The following is a 17,101-nucleotide window of genomic DNA, read 5'->3' on the forward strand; positions in this document are numbered from 1 at the left end:
CGACTGGGAGGCCGTCAACGCGCTTCTCGGCAGGCGTGTAGTCACATCTGTTGCCCGCCACTGTGACAGTACGGCACAGCTGCGGGCACCGGGATCAGAGCCCCGCGATCCGCTCGCGGAACAACGGGCTGAGGCGGTCCCGGATGGGCCTGTTGGGCGCGGCTGCGGGGGCGACCAGCACGCAGAGTAGCGCCTTCTCCAGGTAGCCGCGCTGCGCGGGGAACGTCAGGGTGTCCCAGTCCTTCCCGAGGTTGACGGGCTCCCCCTGGGCGGCGAAGGTCGCGCGCAACCACTGGTTCCGCTCGCTCACCAGTCGGCGCTCTTCCGCGTCGTACTCGGCGAGATCGGCGAAGTAGCGTTCTGCGGTGACCTGCCGGGCCCGCCGTGCCTTCTTCAGCTCGTCGCGGTCCTCACGAACGCGCGCAAGCTCCCCCTCCTTGTCCCACTCCGATGGGATGGTCTCGGCCTGCCGCTGTGCGGCCTCTTCCTCGTACTTGCTGATGACAAGCTTGATCAGGAGTTCGTCGGTCTCCGGGCCGGCGAGCCTGGTCCCACCGCACCCGCGCCCTTCGGTCTTCCCCGGGCACACGTAGTAGAAGTAGCCGGGCGCCTTTTTGCGGCTCGGCGGCGACTTCTGAGCCCGGAGCGGCGCGCCGCAACCGTTCTTGTCACAGCGCAGGATGCCTGAGAGCAGGTACTTGCGCGCGTTGTGGCCACTGCCCGGGGCCGGACCGGTACCGATGGCGTCGGTCAGCGCCTCCCACTCCGTGACCGAGATGATCGGATCGAACTGGCCTCGGACCGGCTTGCCCTTGTCGTCAAGCACGATCTCACAGCGCTTGTTCTCCCGGCCGGTCTCCGGGTCGATGTCGGATACCCAGCGCGACCGGTACCCGCAGATACGAGGGTTACGGAGAACGTTCTTGAGATTGGCGTTCGTCCACTGGCTTCCGGCGGGCGTGGTCAGCCCCTTGCGGTTCCAGTCAGCCACGATCGTCCGGACCCCCGCACCCTTGATCAGCCGCTCGACGGCGTCACGGATGTTCTTGGCCTCCGCCGGTTCCAGCGACCGCTTGTCGGCCGCCCACCCGTAGGGACGCCGACCACCGGCAGGGATGCCCGCCTGTTGCAGCGCCTGGTGCTTGCGCTTCACCCGGCGGGCGGTGTCGGCCGACTGCTTGTTGTTCGTCGCCACCATGATCCGGGCGACCGTTCGCCCATTGTCCGTCAGGAGATCAAGGGTGCCGGTGATGTCGATGATCGGGCGCCGGAAGTTCTGCACCACCTCGATGGCGTCTTCCAAGTGGCGGTTGTCTCGCGTGAGGCGGTCGATGTCGTACACGATCAGGCCGTCAAGGCGGTGACCATCGGGCGTGCGGCCCTTCTTCAGGTCCTCCAACGCGCCCTCAAAAACAGGACGGACAACGCGGTAGGTGATTCGGCCGTCCGGCAGACGGACGCGCTTGCGCTTCCACGCACTCGTGTCCGGCTCTTCGTAGGTGTAGACGTAGTTTCCGCGCCGGTGCTCCACGAAGCCCCGGGCGTCCTTCTCCTGCTCGTCCCGGCCCTTGATGTCACGACCGGTGAAGGGGGTGAACTTGTCTTGCTGCTCGGTGGCTTCGTCCTCGTCACCGCCGTAATCCGGCTCGAACGAGAGGCGTACCAGCCCCGCCAGATTGAGCCCCGTCAGGTCACCCCAGTGTGCGCGCTGCACCAAGTCATCGCTCATGCACGTAGGTTACGTCCAACGATGTGCTGGTCGAACTGGAACTCGGTGCCGCCCGGCAGGGTCAACGTCGAGTCGTTGACGATGTGCAGCTTCGGGTTGATCGGGTAATTCGAGTCGCCCAGCGCGAAGTTGGTGAACGACACGTCGATCGCCAGGGTCTGCTGCGGCAGCGCCACCGTCGAACGGGTCGCGCCGTACGGGGCCGCCGACTTGAACTTGTCGTACATCAGCGAGGTCAGCGTCGAACCGGGCACGTACTCGCCCTTGCCGCCGTTCGCCGCGGCGTCCCACTTGTAGTCGCCCGCGAGCTCCCAGATCATCGCGCCGCCGGCGCCCTGGTTCACGATGTAGTCCGCCTTGGCACCCACCGACTGCTCGTCCTCGGTGGAGAGGAACACCTTCTTGGTGTCGTTCCACAGCCACGGCGCCACCAGGGCGGAACTGTAGTTGCGGGCGTAGGTGCCCTGCAGCGCGGTGTCCGTCACGCCGTACTTGGCGAGGTAGTCGGGCAGGATGCCCTTCTCCAGGTTCTTGGCGTGCCACATCGGGTTCGACCCGGCCGGGGACTCCTTGCCCGCGTCGTCCTTGTCGTTCCAGATGTTGTCGATGCCGACCGCGCCGTCACCGCAGGCCGTCAGTCCGGAGCCGACCGGGCAGGTGGTCGCCGAGGCCGTGCCCCAGAGGCCGTTGGTCCCGCCCTGCACGTTCTTGAAGCCGCGGGTGTAGTACGGCAGGCCGACATTGATCCGGCCGCCCGGCATCGCACCCCGGAAGTAGTGGTACGACCAGTCGGCGTTCAGGTACCCGATGCCGCCGTACTGCCCGGTGCCGTATACGTTCGCCGCCGCCAGCTCGCCGTCCTTGCCGTCGTCGTACAGCGAGGCGTTCGGGCCGACGTACTTGTTCCAGGCCCCGTGCAGGTCGTACGACATGATGTTGACGTAGTCCAGGTACTGCGCCACCTGGAAGGTCTCCATGCCGCGCAGCAGGTAGCCGGACGACGGGGCCGCGACCGACAGCAGGTAGTGCCTGCCGTCGGCGGCGCCGGCCCGGTCCAGGTTCTCCCGCAGCGTCTTCATCAGCGCCGCGTAGCCCTTGGCCAGCGAACCGCGCTTGGAGTTGGCGAGCTGCCAGTCCAGCGGGTTGCCGGCGTCCTTCATCGAGGTCGGGTACTCGTAGTCGACGTCGACGCCGTTGAAGCCGTACTTGCGGATGAAGTCGACCGACGAGGCCGCGAAGGTGTCGATGCCCGCCTGGTTGACGCTGCCGTCCGGGTTCACGGTCATCGAGTAGAAGCCGCCGGAGTTCACCCGCTTGCCGTCGTCCCCGAAGTAGCCGCCGGTCTCGGTCCAACCGCCCACCGAGATCATGGTCTTGACGTTCGGGTACTGCTTCTTGAACTTCGTCAGCAGGTTGAAATGACCCTTGTAGGGGAGCGTCGGGTCCAGCTCGGCACCGGGCACGCCCGGGAAGGAGATCCCGGTCGCCTCGTTGGTCGGGCCGTCCGTGCCGACCGACAGCTTGTTGTCGCCGCCGACGTGCCCGAAGGCGTAGTTGAGGTGGGTGACCTTGTCCCAGGGGATGTCGCTCACCAGGTACGGCTGGTCACCGTTCTTGCCGGTACGCCAACCGGTGAAGTAACCGATGATGCGGCGCTGGTGGTCCGCACCCATCTTCTCGCGCCCGCCGGTGTCGTAGACGGAGCAGTACGGGACGTCGACCCCGGGGGTCCGGTACAGCCCGTCCGGCCGACAGGCCGCGTTGTCGACGGCCGCCGACGCCTGCGAGGGCGCCGCACCCAGCGTCGCCATCAGCAGCCCGGCCAGCGAGGCGGCCGCCAACGAGGCCACGCCCGCCCTTGCCGCCGGACTCCTGCGGTGCCGAGCGGCGGTGGGACGCCGCTCCGCGGTGTTTCGGATCAACACTCGGTCCTCCAGGAGAGAGTGTCGGCGCATGCCCGTGGGGGAGCACGCACGTGGGGGATTGCAATTGGCGCAGAAGCTATGTGGTCTGAACCACACAGGTCAATAGGTCTGTACCAATTGGTAATCAAAAGCCAAACATCACAGGTCGGAACCCCTCGGCAACCAGTCAGCCGGTGGCCGAAACCCGCCACCACCCGTGACCGAACCCCGACACCGCTCGTTCACCGACCGGGGAGGGGGCTTCATCGGCCCACAGGGGGACATCCATGCCGGTCAAGTACACCCGCGAACTGCTCGCCACGCTCGCCGCCGAGTCCGGCAGCGTGAACGAGATGATGCGCAGACTCGGCGTGCCGATGGCGGGCGGCACGCACAGCTACCTGAGCAAGCGGCTCCGCCACTACGGCATCGACACCTCGCACTTCAACGGCGGCCGGCCCGACTACGGCCGCCGTCGCTACCCGCGGGAGCTCCTGGCCGAAGCCGCGGCGAACAGCGACAGCATCAACGGGGTGATGGCCCACCTGGGCGTCACGCCGTACGACAGCCTCTACTCGTACCTGAAGAAGCGCCTGGCCGAACTTGGCATCGACACCTCGCACTTCAGCTTCCGGGGCGACGGCCGCGACCGGGTCGCCTCCGTCCCCGAGGACGTGCTGGCCCTCGCCGTGGCCGACAACCGGAGCATCCGCGGCGTGATCCTCGCCCTCGGGATGACCGACTGCGGCAACTCCCGAACGCTGGTGCAGGAAGCCATCGCCCTCCACCGGCTCGACACCGGCCACTTCACCGGGCGGGCCCACAACAAGGGGCGGAAGAGCGGGCCGAGGCGTACGGCCGAAGAGCTGCTGGTGCGAGGCCCGCCGGGGAGCCAGCGCGTCCCGGGCGACCGGCTTCGTGCCATGCTCCTGCACATCGGGCACCCCGACGTCTGCGAGTCGTGCGGCACCCCTCCGACCTGGCTCGGACGGCCGATGACCCTGGAGGTCGACCACGTCAACGGCGACTGGCTGGACAACCGACGCGAGAACCTCCGCCTGCTCTGCCCCAACTGCCACTCCATCACGCCCACCTACTGCGGCCGGAACAGGAGCCGTCCGACGCTCACGAAGGACGCCGTCGCCTAGCCCGATCCCGGCGGAAGACTGGCCCCGAGACAAGCCGCCTACCGGTAGGCTTGTCTCGACGTGCGCCCGTACTCCAGCTGGCTAGAGAGGTGCGGTTTAGGTCCGCAGTGTCGTGGGTTCGAGTCCCACCGGGCGTACTGAGCGAAACGGCCCGTTTTCCTTCGAATCGAAGGAGAACGGGCCTTTCTCATTCCTGCGACCCGTCAGGCGATGAGGTCCTTGACGACCGGGGCGAGGGCGCGGAAGGCCTGACCGCGGTGGCTGATGGCGTTCTTCTCGTCCGGGGTGAGCTCCGCGCAGGTGCGGGTCTCGCCGAGGGGCTGGAGGATCGGGTCGTAGCCGAAGCCGCCGTCTCCGGCCGGGGTGGTGCGCAGGGTGCCGAGGAGGCGGCCCTCGACGACGCGTTCGGTGCCGTCGGGGAGGGCGAGGGCGGCGGCGCAGAAGAAGTGGGCGCCGCGGTGCGGCTCGGCGATGTCGGAGAGCTGGGCGAGCAGCAGGTCGAGGTTGGCGCGGTCGTCGCCGTGCTTGCCGGCCCAGCGGGCGGAGAAGATGCCGGGTGCGCCGTTGAGGACGTCGACGCAGAGGCCGGAGTCGTCGGCGACGGCGGGCAGGCCGGTGGCGCGGGCCAGGGCGTGGGCCTTGAGCAGGGCGTTCTCCGCGAAGGTGACGCCGGTTTCGGGGACGTCCGGGATCTCGGGGTAGGCGTCGGCGCCGACGAGTTCGACGTCCAGGCCGGCGTCGGTGAGGATCGCGCGGAGTTCGGCGACCTTGTGCTGGTTGCGGGTGGCGAGGATCAGGCGGGTGGACATATCGCTCACCCTACCGAGCGTTGCCGGGCCGTCAGCCGGTGCACACCGTGGTGAGGTTGCCGGCCGCGTCGCCGAGCGGCTTGAGGTCGGGGACCTCGTTCCTGTCGGCGGCCCGCTGCACGTTCTCGACCTGCTTCTGGAGGTCGGTCACGGCCTTGGCGACGTCGGTGTTCTTGGAGTTCCTGCCGACCTGGTCGAGGTCGCCCTTGAGCTTCTGGAGGGCCTTCCCGGCGGCGGCCGAGTCGTTGCTGGCGTTGTCGTAGGCCTTGGTGACGTCGGCGATGTCGCCGGTGATCTTCACGGCGGTGTTGCCGCAGTCGATGGCCTTCTGGGCGGCGGAGCAGCTCACCATGGAGAGCGGGAGGATCGCGATGAGTCCGGCCACGGCGAGGGCGGTGGGGCGGGCGATGCTCGACGGCATCCGGTCCTCCTGTGGGGCGCGGGTTCCGTGGTGGGGGACGCGCGCCGGGGGGTGCGCGGTTCCCGCAGCGGGGCTGCTGCGGGAACCGTACGGTCTCCGGGCCCGGGCTGTACAGCAGGCCGTACGGCGGGGCGTCCGTCCTGTGTCACGGCTGCGGGGCCCGCGCCGGTTCAGCCTTCGAGGGCCTTGCGCTGGATCTCGTCGAGCTCGGCGCAGCCGAGGCTGCCGAGGTCGAGCAGCCGGTCGAGCAGGGCGCGGTCGAAGGGTGCGCCTTCGGCGGTGCCCTGGACCTCGACGAAGCGGCCGTCGGAGGTGCAGACGATGTTCATGTCGGTCTCGGCGCGCACGTCCTCCTCGTACTGGAGGTCGAGCATGGGGGTGCCGTCGATGATGCCGACGCTGACGGCGCTGACGCCGCCGGTGATGGGCTGGCCCTTGGCGCGCAGGAGCTTCTTGTCGCGGGCCCAGGCGACGGCGTCGACGAGGGCGACGTAGGCGCCGGTGATGGCGGCGGTGCGGGTGCCGCCGTCGGCCTGGAGGACGTCGCAGTCGAGGACGATGGTGTTCTCGGCGAGGGCGCGGTGGTCGACGACGGCGCGCAGCGAGCGGCCGATGAGCCGGCTGATCTCGTGGGTGCGGCCGCCGATGCGGCCCTTGACGGCCTCGCGGTCGCCGCGGGTGTTGGTGGCGCGCGGGAGCATGGAGTACTCGGCGGTGACCCAGCCTTCGCCGCTGCCCTTGCGCCAGCGGGGGACGCCTTCGGTGACGCTGGCGGTGCACAGCACCTTGGTGTCGCCGTAGGAGATGAGGACGGAGCCTTCGGCGTGCTTGCTCCAGCCCCGTTCGATGGTGATGGGGCGGAGCTGGTCGGGGGTGCGGCCGTCGATGCGTGACATAGGCACTGAGCGTAGTGGCTCGGCTCGGCGGTTCGGATACGGCTTGGCCCGTGCCCGGGCGCGGTGTGCCGTCACGTCGCGTGCCGTGACGCGGTGCGGTGCGGTGCACCGTGACGCGGGTGCACCGTGACGCGGTGTGTGCTGACGTGGTGCGGTGTGCGGTGGTGTGCCGTGACGTGCCGCGGCCCGCCGTTCCCCTGGGCGGGGCGGCGGGCCGGGGTCGGTGAGCCCGGGTGGCTCAGCTCACATCATGTCCTCGATGTCGGCGGCGATGGGGTCGGCGTCGGTGCCGATGACGACCTGGATCGCGGTGCCCATCTTGACGACGCCGTGGGCGCCGGCGGCCTTGAGGGCGGCCTCGTCGACCAGGGAGGCGTCCTTGACCTCGGTGCGCAGGCGGGTGATGCAGCCTTCGACCTCTTCGATGTTGTCGATGCCGCCCAGACCGGCGACGATCTTCTCAGCCTTGCTGGCCATCTGATTTCTCCCTCTGTCTCGGCCCGCCGGCCGCTCTGCCGGGTGCCGTCGTGCGCTGTGCTGTGGGGGGTCGTTCCTCGGCCGTGGAGCGGCGAGGTCCGTGCCGGCGGCTGACGCGGGTTCAGCTGCGGTCGTGCTGACGAGCAGCGCGACCAGCATCACCCGCACAGGGCCGGTTTGCCACGTCAGTCCACTTTCGGCCCATTCCGGCGGGCAGCCTCCCGATCGTCGCCCGAGGATGACGATCAGCGGGGCCGGCGTACCGGAGTGCGGCCTGTGTCCCAAAGTGGTCTACACCAATATATGTGCACTTCGGAGAACGCAGGAAGGACCCCGGGTGTTCCTGGACCCCGACCGAGGGTCCCTCAGGGGGCGACCGCCCGGCAACTGCACCCGGAGGGCGAAGGATGAGTTCGGCTGGCGCCGCGGCCCCGCGGACGACGTGGTGGCACACCTTCTACGGCGGCCTCCAGAAGATGGGGCGTTCGCTGCAGCTGCCGGTGGCGGTGCTCCCGGCGGCCGGCATCCTGAACCGCCTCGGCCAGCCGGACGTGTTCGGCAAGGACGGCCTGGGCTGGGACGACGTCGCCAGGGTCTTCGCCGCGGCCGGCGGCGCGCTGCTCGACTCCGCCTTCGGCCTGCCGATGCTGTTCTGCGTCGGCGTGGCGATCGGCATGGCGAAGAAGGCGGACGGTTCGACGGCGCTGGCGGCGGTGGTCGGCTTCCTCGTCTACTTCCGGGTGCTGCACGCCTTCCCGGAGCACTGCAAGCCGCCGACGGTGCTGGTGAGCGACCAGTGCGTGGACTTCACCTCGGCGAAGGCGGCCGCCGCGACGTACCAGAACCCCGGGGTGCTGGGCGGCATCCTGATCGGCCTGATGTCGGCCTGGCTGTGGGTGCGGTTCCACCGCACCCGGCTGGTCGACTGGCTGGGCTTCTTCAACGGCCGCCGCCTGGTGCCGATGATCACCGCCCTGGTCGGCATGCTGATGGCCGTTCTCGCGCTCTGGATCTGGCCGCCGATCGGCCGCGGCCTCAATGACTTCTCGCAGGACCTGGCCGATCTCGGCGCGGGGGGCGCCGGACTCTTCGGCGTGTTCAACCGGGCGCTGCTGCTGATCGGTATGCACCAGTTGCTGAACACCTTCGTCTGGTTCCAGTTCGGAGAGTTCACCAAGTCCGACGGCACGATCGTGCACGGCGACATCCCGCGTTTCCTGGGGGGCGACCCGACGGCCGGCCAGTTCCTGTCCGGCTTCTTCCCGATCATGATGTTCGCGCTGCCCGCCGCCGCGCTCGCAATCGCGCACTCGGCCAAGCCGCACCGGCGGAAGGAGATCTACGGCCTGATGCTCTCGCTCGGCCTCACCTCCCTCGTCACCGGTGTCACCGAGCCGATCGAGTACTCCTTCGCCTACCTCGCCCCGGCCCTGTACGCCGTGCACGCCCTGCTGACCGGCGCCTCGATGGCGGTGACCTGGGGCCTCGGGGTGCACGACGGGTTCAGCTTCTCGGCGGGCCTGATCGACTACGGGCTCAACTGGGGGCTGGCCACCAAACCCTGGCTGATCATCCCGATCGGCCTCGCCTTCGCGGCGGTGTACTACGTGCTCTTCCGCTTCATCATCGTCAAATTCGACCTGAAAACACCGGGGCGGGAGGACGAGAGCGAGGTCGAGGACGTCGCCAAGGACTGACCCCGAGCACCTCGGGGATTTCTGCCCGCAATGGCCTCCGGACCCGCCGGTCCGGGGCCTTCGTCATTTACCGGGGGGACTTGCGGCCCGGCCGCCGAAACAATTCCCTCATTCGTCCGGGACATTTCCCGCAGCGCCACCCGCCGCGGCGCGACGGGCCGGGCGGCCCGGCCCGCGCGCGGCCGCCCCGGGTCGCCCGGTGCCATCCGGGCGGGGGGATCGGGTGCCGCCGCGACGCCCGGCGGTGCGCCATCGCCGTCCCCGTTCCGGAGCATCGACGCAGCGTCGGCGGTCGGATCGCCACGGTTTGCCCGATAGGCGAGCACGGCCGGGTGTCACCCCGCCCGCAGCCGTGAGCTTCGACACCTCCGCGGGCGCCCCCGCCGCGCCGCGGCCGGCCCGGACCCACGCCCGGAGCGACCGCCGCGCCGCCCGTCACCGGGGCCGCCGGTGAACCTGCGGCGCCCTGCTCCCGTTCGCGCACCCCCGGCCCGCGCGGGCCGGGCCGGGCGGCGGCCGTTCTTTTGTTGCGCAAATAGCCAAAATCGCAATCCCGGCACTAATCATGATCGTCGTTCCGCAGGTAGGTTTCGATTTCATAGCACTTCCGGGCGACGGCCCTTTCCAGGGTTCCCCCCCTTCTCCACCCGTGCTACAAAACTGGTCTACACCACCCGTGGTGTAGACCAGTTCGCGGTTCGGCCCCCTGTGCCCTCCCCCGACCGACCGCCATGCCGTTAGGAACCCACCCCCATGAGTCAGTCTGCGCAGGCACCGGCGCCCGCCACGGCTCCGGCCACGCCAAGCCCCGCCAAGAAGTTCGGCCAGAGCCTCCTCCAGGGTCTGCAGAAGATCGGCCGTAGCCTCCAGCTGCCGGTCGCCGTCCTCCCGGCCGCCGGCATCCTGCTCCGGCTCGGCCAGCCCGACGTCTTCGGCAAGGACGGGCTCGGCTGGGGGAAGGTCGCGGAGGTCTTCGCCACCGCCGGTGACGCCGTGTTCACCAACCTGCCGCTGCTGTTCTGCGTCGGTGTCGCCATCGGCTTCGCCAAGAAGGCCGACGGTTCGACCGCGCTGGCGGCCCTCGTCGGCTACCTGGTCTTCCACAACGTGCTGACCGTCTTCCCGATGGACGGCACCGTCACCGAGGCGCTGCCGGCCGGCAAGCCGCAGAACCCGGGCGTCTTCGGCGGCATCGTCGTCGGTCTGCTCAGCGCCATGATCTGGCAGCGGTTCCACCGCAAGAAGCTGGTCGACTGGCTCGGCTTCTTCAACGGCCGCCGCCTCGTGCCGATCATCATGGCCTTCGTCGGCACCCTGCTCGGCGTCGTCATGGGCCTGCTCTGGGGCCCGATCGGCACCGGCCTGACCAACGCCAGCGACTGGCTGACCGGCCTCGGCGCCGCCGGCTCCGGCATCTACGGCGTCGCCAACCGCGCGCTGATCCCGGTCGGCATGCACCAGTTCCTGAACACCTTCTTCCAGCAGCAGGTCGGCAGCTTCACGGACGCCTCGGGCCACACCTGGACCGGCGACATCCCGCGCTTCTTCCACAACGACCCGACCGCGGGCCAGTTCATGTCGGGCTTCTTCCCGATCATGATGTTCGGCCTCCCGGCCGCCGCCCTGGCCATCGCCCACGCCGCGCGCCCCGAGCGCCGCAAGGCCGTCCTCGGCATGATGATCTCCGTCGCGCTCACCAGCTTCGTCACCGGTGTCACCGAGCCGATCGAGTTCTCGTTCATGTTCATCGCCCCGGTGCTCTACCTGATCCACGCGCTGCTCACCGGCCTCTCGATGGCCGTCACCTGGGGCCTGGGCGTGCACGACGGCTTCGGCTTCTCGGCCGGTCTGATCGACTACGGCCTCAACTGGAACCTGGCCACCAAGCCGTGGCTGATCATCCCGATCGGCCTGGTCTTCGCCGCCCTGTACTACTTCCTCTTCCGCTTCGCGATCACCAAGTTCAACCTCAAGACCCCCGGTCGCGAGGACGACGACGAGATCGAGGACGTCACCAAGGCCTGACGTCCGCGCCACCCCTTCGAAGGCCCCGCCCGGCCGCCGCTCCCCCAGCGGCCGAGCGGGGCCTCCGGCGTTCCCGGACGTCCCGGCCCGCGGAAACGGCGGTTGACGAACCGACGGAACCCCTGGTCAACTGAAACGGTGAACACCACCTGCCCGCTGGTCACCCGCAGCCACATCGACTTCGGTCGTGTGTGGTCCGCGGCGTGTCGCGGCTGAGCCGACCGTTCCCCCGCCGCCCGGCTGACGTCCCGCCCGGCGCCGTTCCTCCCCCGCCGCCCGTCCCGGCTCCCGCCCGCGGGCCGTCACCGCGCACCCGCGGGCCTCCGCGCACCCCCGACCCCGTACGGGCCGGCCCCTGCGCGCACGCCTCCGCACGAGGAAAGTCAGGCTCACCATGCCCCGCCAGCTCCACCTGTCCGCCGCCCTCGACAGCCCCGGCCGCTTCGACGCCGGGCACTACGCCGCCCTCGCCGGCCTCGCCGAACGGGCCACCCTGGACTTCGTCACCCTCGACGACTCGTTCACCCCCGAGCCGGGCCGCCCCGACGCACTCGCCGCCCTCGCCCGGATCGCCCCGCTGACCGGCCGGGTCGGGCTGGTGCCGACCGTCACCACCACTCACACCGAACCCTTCCACACCTCGATCTCGGTCAACACCCTGGACTGGGTGAGCAAGGGCCGGGCCGGCTGGCTGGTCGGCGTCTCCGCGACCGACACCGAGGCCAAGGCCTTCGGCCGCCGCCCGGTCGCCCCCGTCGACGAGCTGTGGGCCGAGGCCGCCGACGCCGTCGAGGTCGCCGCCCGGCTCTGGGACAGCTGGGAGGACGACGCGGAGATCCGCGACACCGCCACCGGACGGTTCGTCGACCGCGACAAGCTGCACTACGTCGACTTCGAGGGCCGCCACTTCTCGGTCCGCGGCCCGTCCATCACCCCGCGTCCGCCGCAGGGCCGCCCGGTGGTCGTGCTGCCGGTGTCCGCGTCCGACCTCGCACCGGACGCCTCCCCCGGCGGGCGCGCCCGGGTCGCCGCCGCGATCCGGCACGCCGACGTCGTCCTGCTCGACGCCCCCGACCGGGCGGCCCGGCTCAGCGCCGCCACCGAGCTGCGGCTGCGCGCCGGCGAGAGCCTGCGGATCCTCGCCCGGCTCGACGCCGCCCTGCCCGTCGGCATCACCGGAATCACCGGCACCGCCGGCAGCGACGGCGACGCCGGGACGGCCGGGACCGACCGCGCCGCCGAGGAGCGACTGCTCGCCGAACTCACCGCGACCGGGACCGGCGTCGACGGCTTCCACCTCGTCCCCGCCGACCCGCTGCGCGACCTGACCGCCCTGGCCGACCGGATCGCCCCCGCCCTGCGCGCCGCCGGCCTGCTGCGCCCCGCGTACACCGGCCGCACCCTGCGCGACCACCTCGGACTGGACCGCCCGGCCGGCCGCTACAGCACCCTCCCCTCCTCCCTCGCGCCCGTCGCCGCGCCCGTTCCCGCCGCTTCCCCCGCGCTCGCCGAGGTGACCCGATGACGGACCGCCCGCTCAAGCAGATCCACCTCGCCGCGCACTTCCCCGGCGTCAACAACACCACGGTGTGGAGCGATCCGGCCTCCGGCAGCCACATCGAGTTCGACTCCTTCCGCCACCTCGCCCGGACCGCCGAGCGCGGGAAGTTCGACTACTTCTTCCTCGCCGAGGGCCTGCGGCTGCGCGAGCACAAGGGACTCGTCCACGACCTGGACGTGGTCGGCCGCCCCGAGTCGATCACCGTGCTGAACGCGCTCGCCGCCGTCACCGAGCGGATCGGGCTGGCCGCCACCGTCAACGCGACCTTCAACGAACCGTACGAACTGGCCCGCCGCTTCGCCTCCTTGGACCACCTCTCCGGCGGCCGCGCGGCCTGGAACGTGGTCACCTCCTCGGACGCCTTCACCGGGGAGAACTTCCGCCGCGGCGGCTACCTGGACCGCGCCGACCGCTACACCAGGGCCGCCGAGTTCGTGCAGCTGGCAAGGGAGTTCTGGGACGCCGGGGCGGAGGGCGTCCGGCACCGCGGCCCGCAGTTCGAGGTCGAGGGCCGGCTCTCGCTGCCGCGGCCGCCGCAGGGCCACCCGGTGGTGATCCAGGCCGGGGACTCCGCCGAGGGCAGGGAGTTCGCCGCCGCCACCGCCGACGTGGTCTTCACCGTGCACTCCACCCTCGCCGCCGGCCAGGCCTTCCACGCGGACGTCAAGCGCCGGCTCGCCGCGTACGGGCGCAAGCCGGACGAACTGAAGATCATGCCCGGGGCCACCTTCGTCTTGGGCGACACCGACGCCGAGGCGGCCGAACGCGCCGCCGAGGTCCGGCTGGCCCAGGTCGGACCGCAGACCGCGATCGCCTTCCTGGAGCAGGTCTGGGGCGTCGACCTGTCCGGCCACGACCCGGACGGACCGCTGCCGGACGTCGACCCCGACCCGGACAGCGCCCTGGTCCAGGGCCGGGTCCGGTTCGGCGACCCGCTGGCCGTCGCCCGACGCTGGCGGGCGATCGCGGCGGAGAAGCGGCTGACCAGCCGCGAACTGGTGATCGAGGTGACCGGCCGGCAGTCCTTCGTCGGCTCCCCAGCCACCGTCGCCGCACGGATCGACCACTTCGTGCAGAACGACGCGGCCGACGGCTTCATCCTCGTCCCGCACCTGACCCCGGGCGGCCTGGACGAGTTCGTCGACCGGGTGGTGCCACTGCTCCAGGAACGCGGGGTCTTCCGCACCGACTACACCGGCCCGACCCTGCGCGACCACCTCGGACTGCCCGTCCCCGGGCAACGCTGAGCCCCGCCCTCGGCCCCGGCGCCCGGTCCCCGGGTCCACCCGCCCCGCGTGCACGCCGGCCCGGAAGCGGCTCCCCGCGCCAGGGGCGGGCGCCGCGGCACGGTGAGTCGGCGCTCCGTCATACCGCTGTCCGCCGATCCGGGTTCGGGTGGCGTCCGGGCCGCCGGCCGGACGTGCCGCGCCCTGCCCACGCCTCCCTGCCCGGTCACCGCCCGGCTGCGGGAGGCGTACCGGGCGGCCGTGACGGACGTCGATCCGCAGCACCGGCGGACGCCGGTGGCGTGCCCCGTCGGGCCTGCGCCCGGCCGCCGGGCGCAGGCCCGACGGGGCTCCGCGCCCGGGGCGGTCCCGTGCCCGGTCAGACCTCGTACACCGCGCCCGCGCGGGCGATCTCGACCGGCCCGGCGTAGGCGGCGGCCGCGTCGCGGCGGTTGTGCTCGGCGTCGGTCCACGGGGGGATGTGGGTGAGGACGAGTCGGCGGGCACCGGCGGCGGTGGCGTGCTCGCCGGCTTCGCGTCCGTTGAGGTGGACGGCCCGGTAGGTGTCACGGCCGTCGATGTACGCGGCCTCGCAGAGGAAGAGGTCGGCGTCGCGGGCGAGTTCGACGAGTGCGGCGCTCTCGCCGGTGTCGCCGCTGTACACGATCGAGCGACCGTCGTGTTCGAGCCGGAAGGCGAAGGCGTCGACCGGGTGGTTGACCTGGGCGACCTCGACCCGGAAGGGGCCGAGGTCGAAGCTGCCGGGAGTGAGGGTGCGGAACTCGAAGACCTCCTTCATGCCGGGGTTCTCCGGCATGTCGTAGGCACGGGCGAGTCGCTCGGCGGTGCCGGCCGGGCCGTACACGGGGAGCAGTTCGGGGCAGCCCCCGGCGCGGTAGTTGCGGGCCACCCAGTAGGCGCACAGGTCGACGCAGTGGTCGGCGTGCAGGTGGCTGAGCAGGACGGCGTCGACGTCGTAGAGGCCGGTGTACTTCTGCAGGGCGCCGAGGGCTCCGTTGCCGAGGTCGAGGACGAGGCGGTAGCCGTCGGCCTCGACGAGGTAGCTGGAGCAGGGCGAGTCGGCGGACGGGAAGCTCCCCGAGCACCCCACCACGGTCAGTTTCATCCGAGCCCCTCCGCCCCGACACGTCCTGGCTGCTGCTGGAAAACGGCATGGAAAACGGCAGGCCGGGCCGGTGAACCGGCCGGTAGCACTGCATTGGTGTGTCGAGGGTAAGGGTGGAGCGGCACTTTGCCCCCGTCCCCGTGCCGGGCTGTGGCTGGAATCACCAGAACGCCGGGGACGGGAGCGGGGGCCGGGGCCGGGGTGGGCTCAGCGGTGCCCGGGGCGGTTGCGGGCCCAGGCGCGGATGGTGTCGGGGTACCAGCGGGGGTGGCCGCCGGCGTCGGTCGCGTCGGGGCCGGGCAGCAGCCCGTGCCGCCGGTAGCTGCGGACGGTCTCGGGGCGGACCTCGATGTGGCGGGCGATCTCGGCGTAGGACCACAGTTCGGCGCTACGGCTCATGCACCCACCTCGCTTCGCTCACGCACGGGGCACCTCCGGGGGGACGGGGCGGACGTTCGTGACGCAGCCTTCCGGGGTGCGGCCGGACATCCGGCGCGGAACGGGCACAGTGGTGGTTCCGTGACGAACCGGGAGCAAAGCGCGGACACATGCTCAACTGTCACAGCCGTCACGGTGGTGGCGCGCACCCCCGGCCCGGTACGGTTCGCCGCATGAACGGCATGACTGGTACCTGGGTCGTCCTGGCGCTGGCCGGCATCGCGCTGCTGGCGGCCGTCGCGGCGGTGCTGGCGCGGCGGACCCGCCCGGCCCCCCGCCCGGCGGGTCCGACCGGTCCGCGACCGCGCCCGAGCACCCGGTCCCGCCCCGAACCGCAGGAGATCTGGTGGGCTGAGGTGCCGTTCGAGGACGGCCCCGGGTCGAAGGACCGCCCGTGCCTGGTGCTGCGGGTGCGGGGCCGGACCGCGACCGTCGCGAAGATCACCAGCAAGCACCACGCCGAGCGCCCGGGCGTGCTGCCGCTGCCGCCCGGTTCGGTGGGCGACCGGCAGGGCCGGGCCAGCTGGCTGGAGACCGACGAGCTGCGGGAGGTCCCGCTGTCGGCGTTCCGCCGCCGGGCGGGCACGGTGGACCGGCAGGTGTGGTCCCGGGCCCGGCAGGTGCTGAACTAGGTCCTGGCCGGACCCGCCGACCGTCAGCCGGCCGCTAGGCCCAGAGCTGGCCCTGCAGCGCCTCGACGGCCGCCTCGGTGGACTCGGCGGTGTAGATGCCGGTGGACAGGTACTTCCAGCCGCCGTCGGCGACCACGAAGACGATGTCCGCGCGTTCTCCCGCGGCCGCCGCCTTGCGGCCGACGCCGATCGCCGCGTGCAGGATGGCGCCGGTGGAGACGCCCGCGAAGATGCCTTCCTGCTTCAGGAGTTCGCGGGTGCGGCGGACGGCGTCCGCGGAGCCGACCGAGAAGCGGGTGGTGAGCACCTCGGCGTCGTACAGCTCGGGGACGAAGCCCTCGTCGAGGTTGCGCAGCCCGTACACCAGGTCGTCGTAGCGCGGTTCGGCGGCGACGATCTTCACGCCGGGGACCTTCTCGCGCAGGTAGCGGCCGACGCCCATCAGGGTGCCGGTGGTGCCGAGGCCGGCCACGAAGTGGGTGACGGTCGGCAGGTCGGCGAGGATCTCGGGGCCGGTGCCGGTGTAGTGGGCGCCCGCGTTGTCGGGGTTGCCGTACTGGTAGAGCATCACCCAGTCGGGGTGTTCGGCGGCGATCTCCTTGGCGATCCGGACGGCGGTGTTGGAGCCGCCGGCGGCCGGGGAGGGGATGATCTCGGCGCCCCACATGCGGAGCAGCTCGCGCCGTTCCTCGCTGGTGTTCTCGGGCATCACGCAGACCATCCGGTAGCCCTTGAGCTTGGCGGCCATGGCGAGCGAGATGCCGGTGTTGCCGCTGGTGGGTTCCAGGATGGTGCAGCCCGGGGTGAGCCGGCCCTCGGCCTCGGCGCGCTCGATCATGTGCAGCGCCGGGCGGTCCTTGATCGAGCCGGTCGGGTTGCGGTCCTCCAGCTTGGCCCAGAGGGTGACCAGGCCCCCGGTGTTGCCGGGGACGGCGGCGGACAGCCGGGGCAGGCGGACCAGCGGGGTGTTGCCGACGGCTTCGAGCGGACTGTCGTAACGCAAGGGAGGCCT

Annotated in this window: 15 protein-coding genes and 1 tRNA gene; 7 read left to right on the plus strand and 9 right to left on the minus strand. The window is 71.1% G+C overall.

The window, feature by feature from the left end:
• Positions 1–94: 94 nt before the first annotated feature.
• Positions 95–1,729: a recombinase family protein gene (locus AB0D10_RS08740; RefSeq protein WP_360253367.1), complete on the minus strand. Its 1,635-nt coding sequence runs from the start codon at positions 1,727–1,729 to the stop codon at positions 95–97.
• Positions 1,726–3,540, minus strand: coding sequence for a glycosyl hydrolase family 18 protein (locus tag AB0D10_RS08745; RefSeq protein WP_360253545.1), 1,815 nt, complete (start codon positions 3,538–3,540; stop codon positions 1,726–1,728). The genes AB0D10_RS08740 and AB0D10_RS08745 overlap by 4 nt, the downstream gene beginning before the upstream one ends.
• A gap of 380 nt (positions 3,541–3,920) precedes the next feature.
• On the opposite strand from AB0D10_RS08745, the gene AB0D10_RS08750 reads away from it, so the two are divergent.
• Positions 3,921–4,781: an HNH endonuclease gene (locus AB0D10_RS08750; protein WP_360253369.1), complete on the plus strand. Its 861-nt coding sequence runs from the start codon at positions 3,921–3,923 to the stop codon at positions 4,779–4,781.
• 62 nt (positions 4,782–4,843) lie between these two features.
• A tRNA-Leu gene (locus AB0D10_RS08755) sits at positions 4,844–4,918 on the plus strand.
• A 66-nt stretch (positions 4,919–4,984) separates the two neighbouring features.
• On the opposite strand, the gene rdgB is transcribed toward AB0D10_RS08755, so the two are convergent.
• From rdgB to AB0D10_RS08775, 4 genes are all read right to left on the minus strand, one after another.
• Complete coding sequence (rdgB, locus tag AB0D10_RS08760) at positions 4,985–5,590, minus strand: RdgB/HAM1 family non-canonical purine NTP pyrophosphatase (protein ID WP_360253371.1); 606 nt, start codon at positions 5,588–5,590, stop codon at positions 4,985–4,987.
• 31 nt (positions 5,591–5,621) lie between these two features.
• Positions 5,622–6,011 (minus strand): hypothetical protein, encoded by a 390-nt coding sequence (locus AB0D10_RS08765; protein WP_360253373.1) that lies wholly within the window; start codon positions 6,009–6,011, stop codon positions 5,622–5,624.
• Positions 6,012–6,181: 170 nt separating this feature from the next.
• Positions 6,182–6,907, minus strand: coding sequence for a ribonuclease PH (gene rph, locus AB0D10_RS08770; protein ID WP_360253375.1), 726 nt, complete (start codon positions 6,905–6,907; stop codon positions 6,182–6,184).
• A gap of 243 nt (positions 6,908–7,150) precedes the next feature.
• Entirely contained in the window at positions 7,151–7,384 is a 234-nt protein-coding gene (locus tag AB0D10_RS08775) for a PTS glucose/sucrose transporter subunit IIB (RefSeq protein WP_030060521.1), read from the minus strand.
• Positions 7,385–7,791: 407 nt separating this feature from the next.
• Between AB0D10_RS08775 and AB0D10_RS08780 the strand changes: the two genes are divergently transcribed.
• From AB0D10_RS08780 to AB0D10_RS08795, 4 genes are all read left to right on the plus strand, one after another.
• Complete coding sequence (locus tag AB0D10_RS08780; protein ID WP_360253377.1) at positions 7,792–9,081, plus strand: PTS transporter subunit EIIC; 1,290 nt, start codon at positions 7,792–7,794, stop codon at positions 9,079–9,081.
• A gap of 753 nt (positions 9,082–9,834) precedes the next feature.
• Positions 9,835–11,106, plus strand: a complete 1,272-nt coding sequence (locus AB0D10_RS08785) for a PTS transporter subunit EIIC (RefSeq protein WP_360253379.1) — start codon at positions 9,835–9,837, stop codon at positions 11,104–11,106.
• Positions 11,107–11,500: 394 nt separating this feature from the next.
• Positions 11,501–12,631, plus strand: coding sequence for an LLM class flavin-dependent oxidoreductase (locus AB0D10_RS08790; protein WP_360253381.1), 1,131 nt, complete (start codon positions 11,501–11,503; stop codon positions 12,629–12,631).
• Positions 12,628–13,914 (plus strand): LLM class flavin-dependent oxidoreductase, encoded by a 1,287-nt coding sequence (locus tag AB0D10_RS08795; RefSeq protein WP_360253383.1) that lies wholly within the window; start codon positions 12,628–12,630, stop codon positions 13,912–13,914. The genes AB0D10_RS08790 and AB0D10_RS08795 overlap by 4 nt, the downstream gene beginning before the upstream one ends.
• 358 nt (positions 13,915–14,272) lie before the next feature.
• On the opposite strand, the gene AB0D10_RS08800 is transcribed toward AB0D10_RS08795, so the two are convergent.
• Positions 14,273–15,019, minus strand: coding sequence for an MBL fold metallo-hydrolase (locus AB0D10_RS08800; RefSeq protein ID WP_360253385.1), 747 nt, complete (start codon positions 15,017–15,019; stop codon positions 14,273–14,275).
• Positions 15,020–15,226: 207 nt separating this feature from the next.
• A complete protein-coding gene (locus tag AB0D10_RS08805) occupies positions 15,227–15,418 on the minus strand; it encodes a MerR family transcriptional regulator (protein ID WP_360253387.1) in 192 nt (63 codons plus the stop codon).
• Positions 15,419–15,639: 221 nt separating this feature from the next.
• Between AB0D10_RS08805 and AB0D10_RS08810 the strand changes: the two genes are divergently transcribed.
• A complete protein-coding gene (locus AB0D10_RS08810) occupies positions 15,640–16,089 on the plus strand; it encodes a type II toxin-antitoxin system PemK/MazF family toxin (protein WP_360253547.1) in 450 nt (149 codons plus the stop codon).
• A 34-nt stretch (positions 16,090–16,123) separates the two neighbouring features.
• Here AB0D10_RS08810 and AB0D10_RS08815 read toward each other — a convergent pair whose 3' ends face one another.
• On the minus strand, positions 16,124–17,092 hold the full coding sequence (locus AB0D10_RS08815) for a cysteine synthase (protein ID WP_360253389.1): 969 nt from the start codon (positions 17,090–17,092) through the stop codon (positions 16,124–16,126).
• Positions 17,093–17,101 lie beyond the last annotated feature (9 nt).

Source organism: Kitasatospora sp. NPDC048545 (genome assembly GCF_040651155.1).
Classification (GTDB): Bacteria; Actinomycetota; Actinomycetes; order Streptomycetales; family Streptomycetaceae; genus Kitasatospora.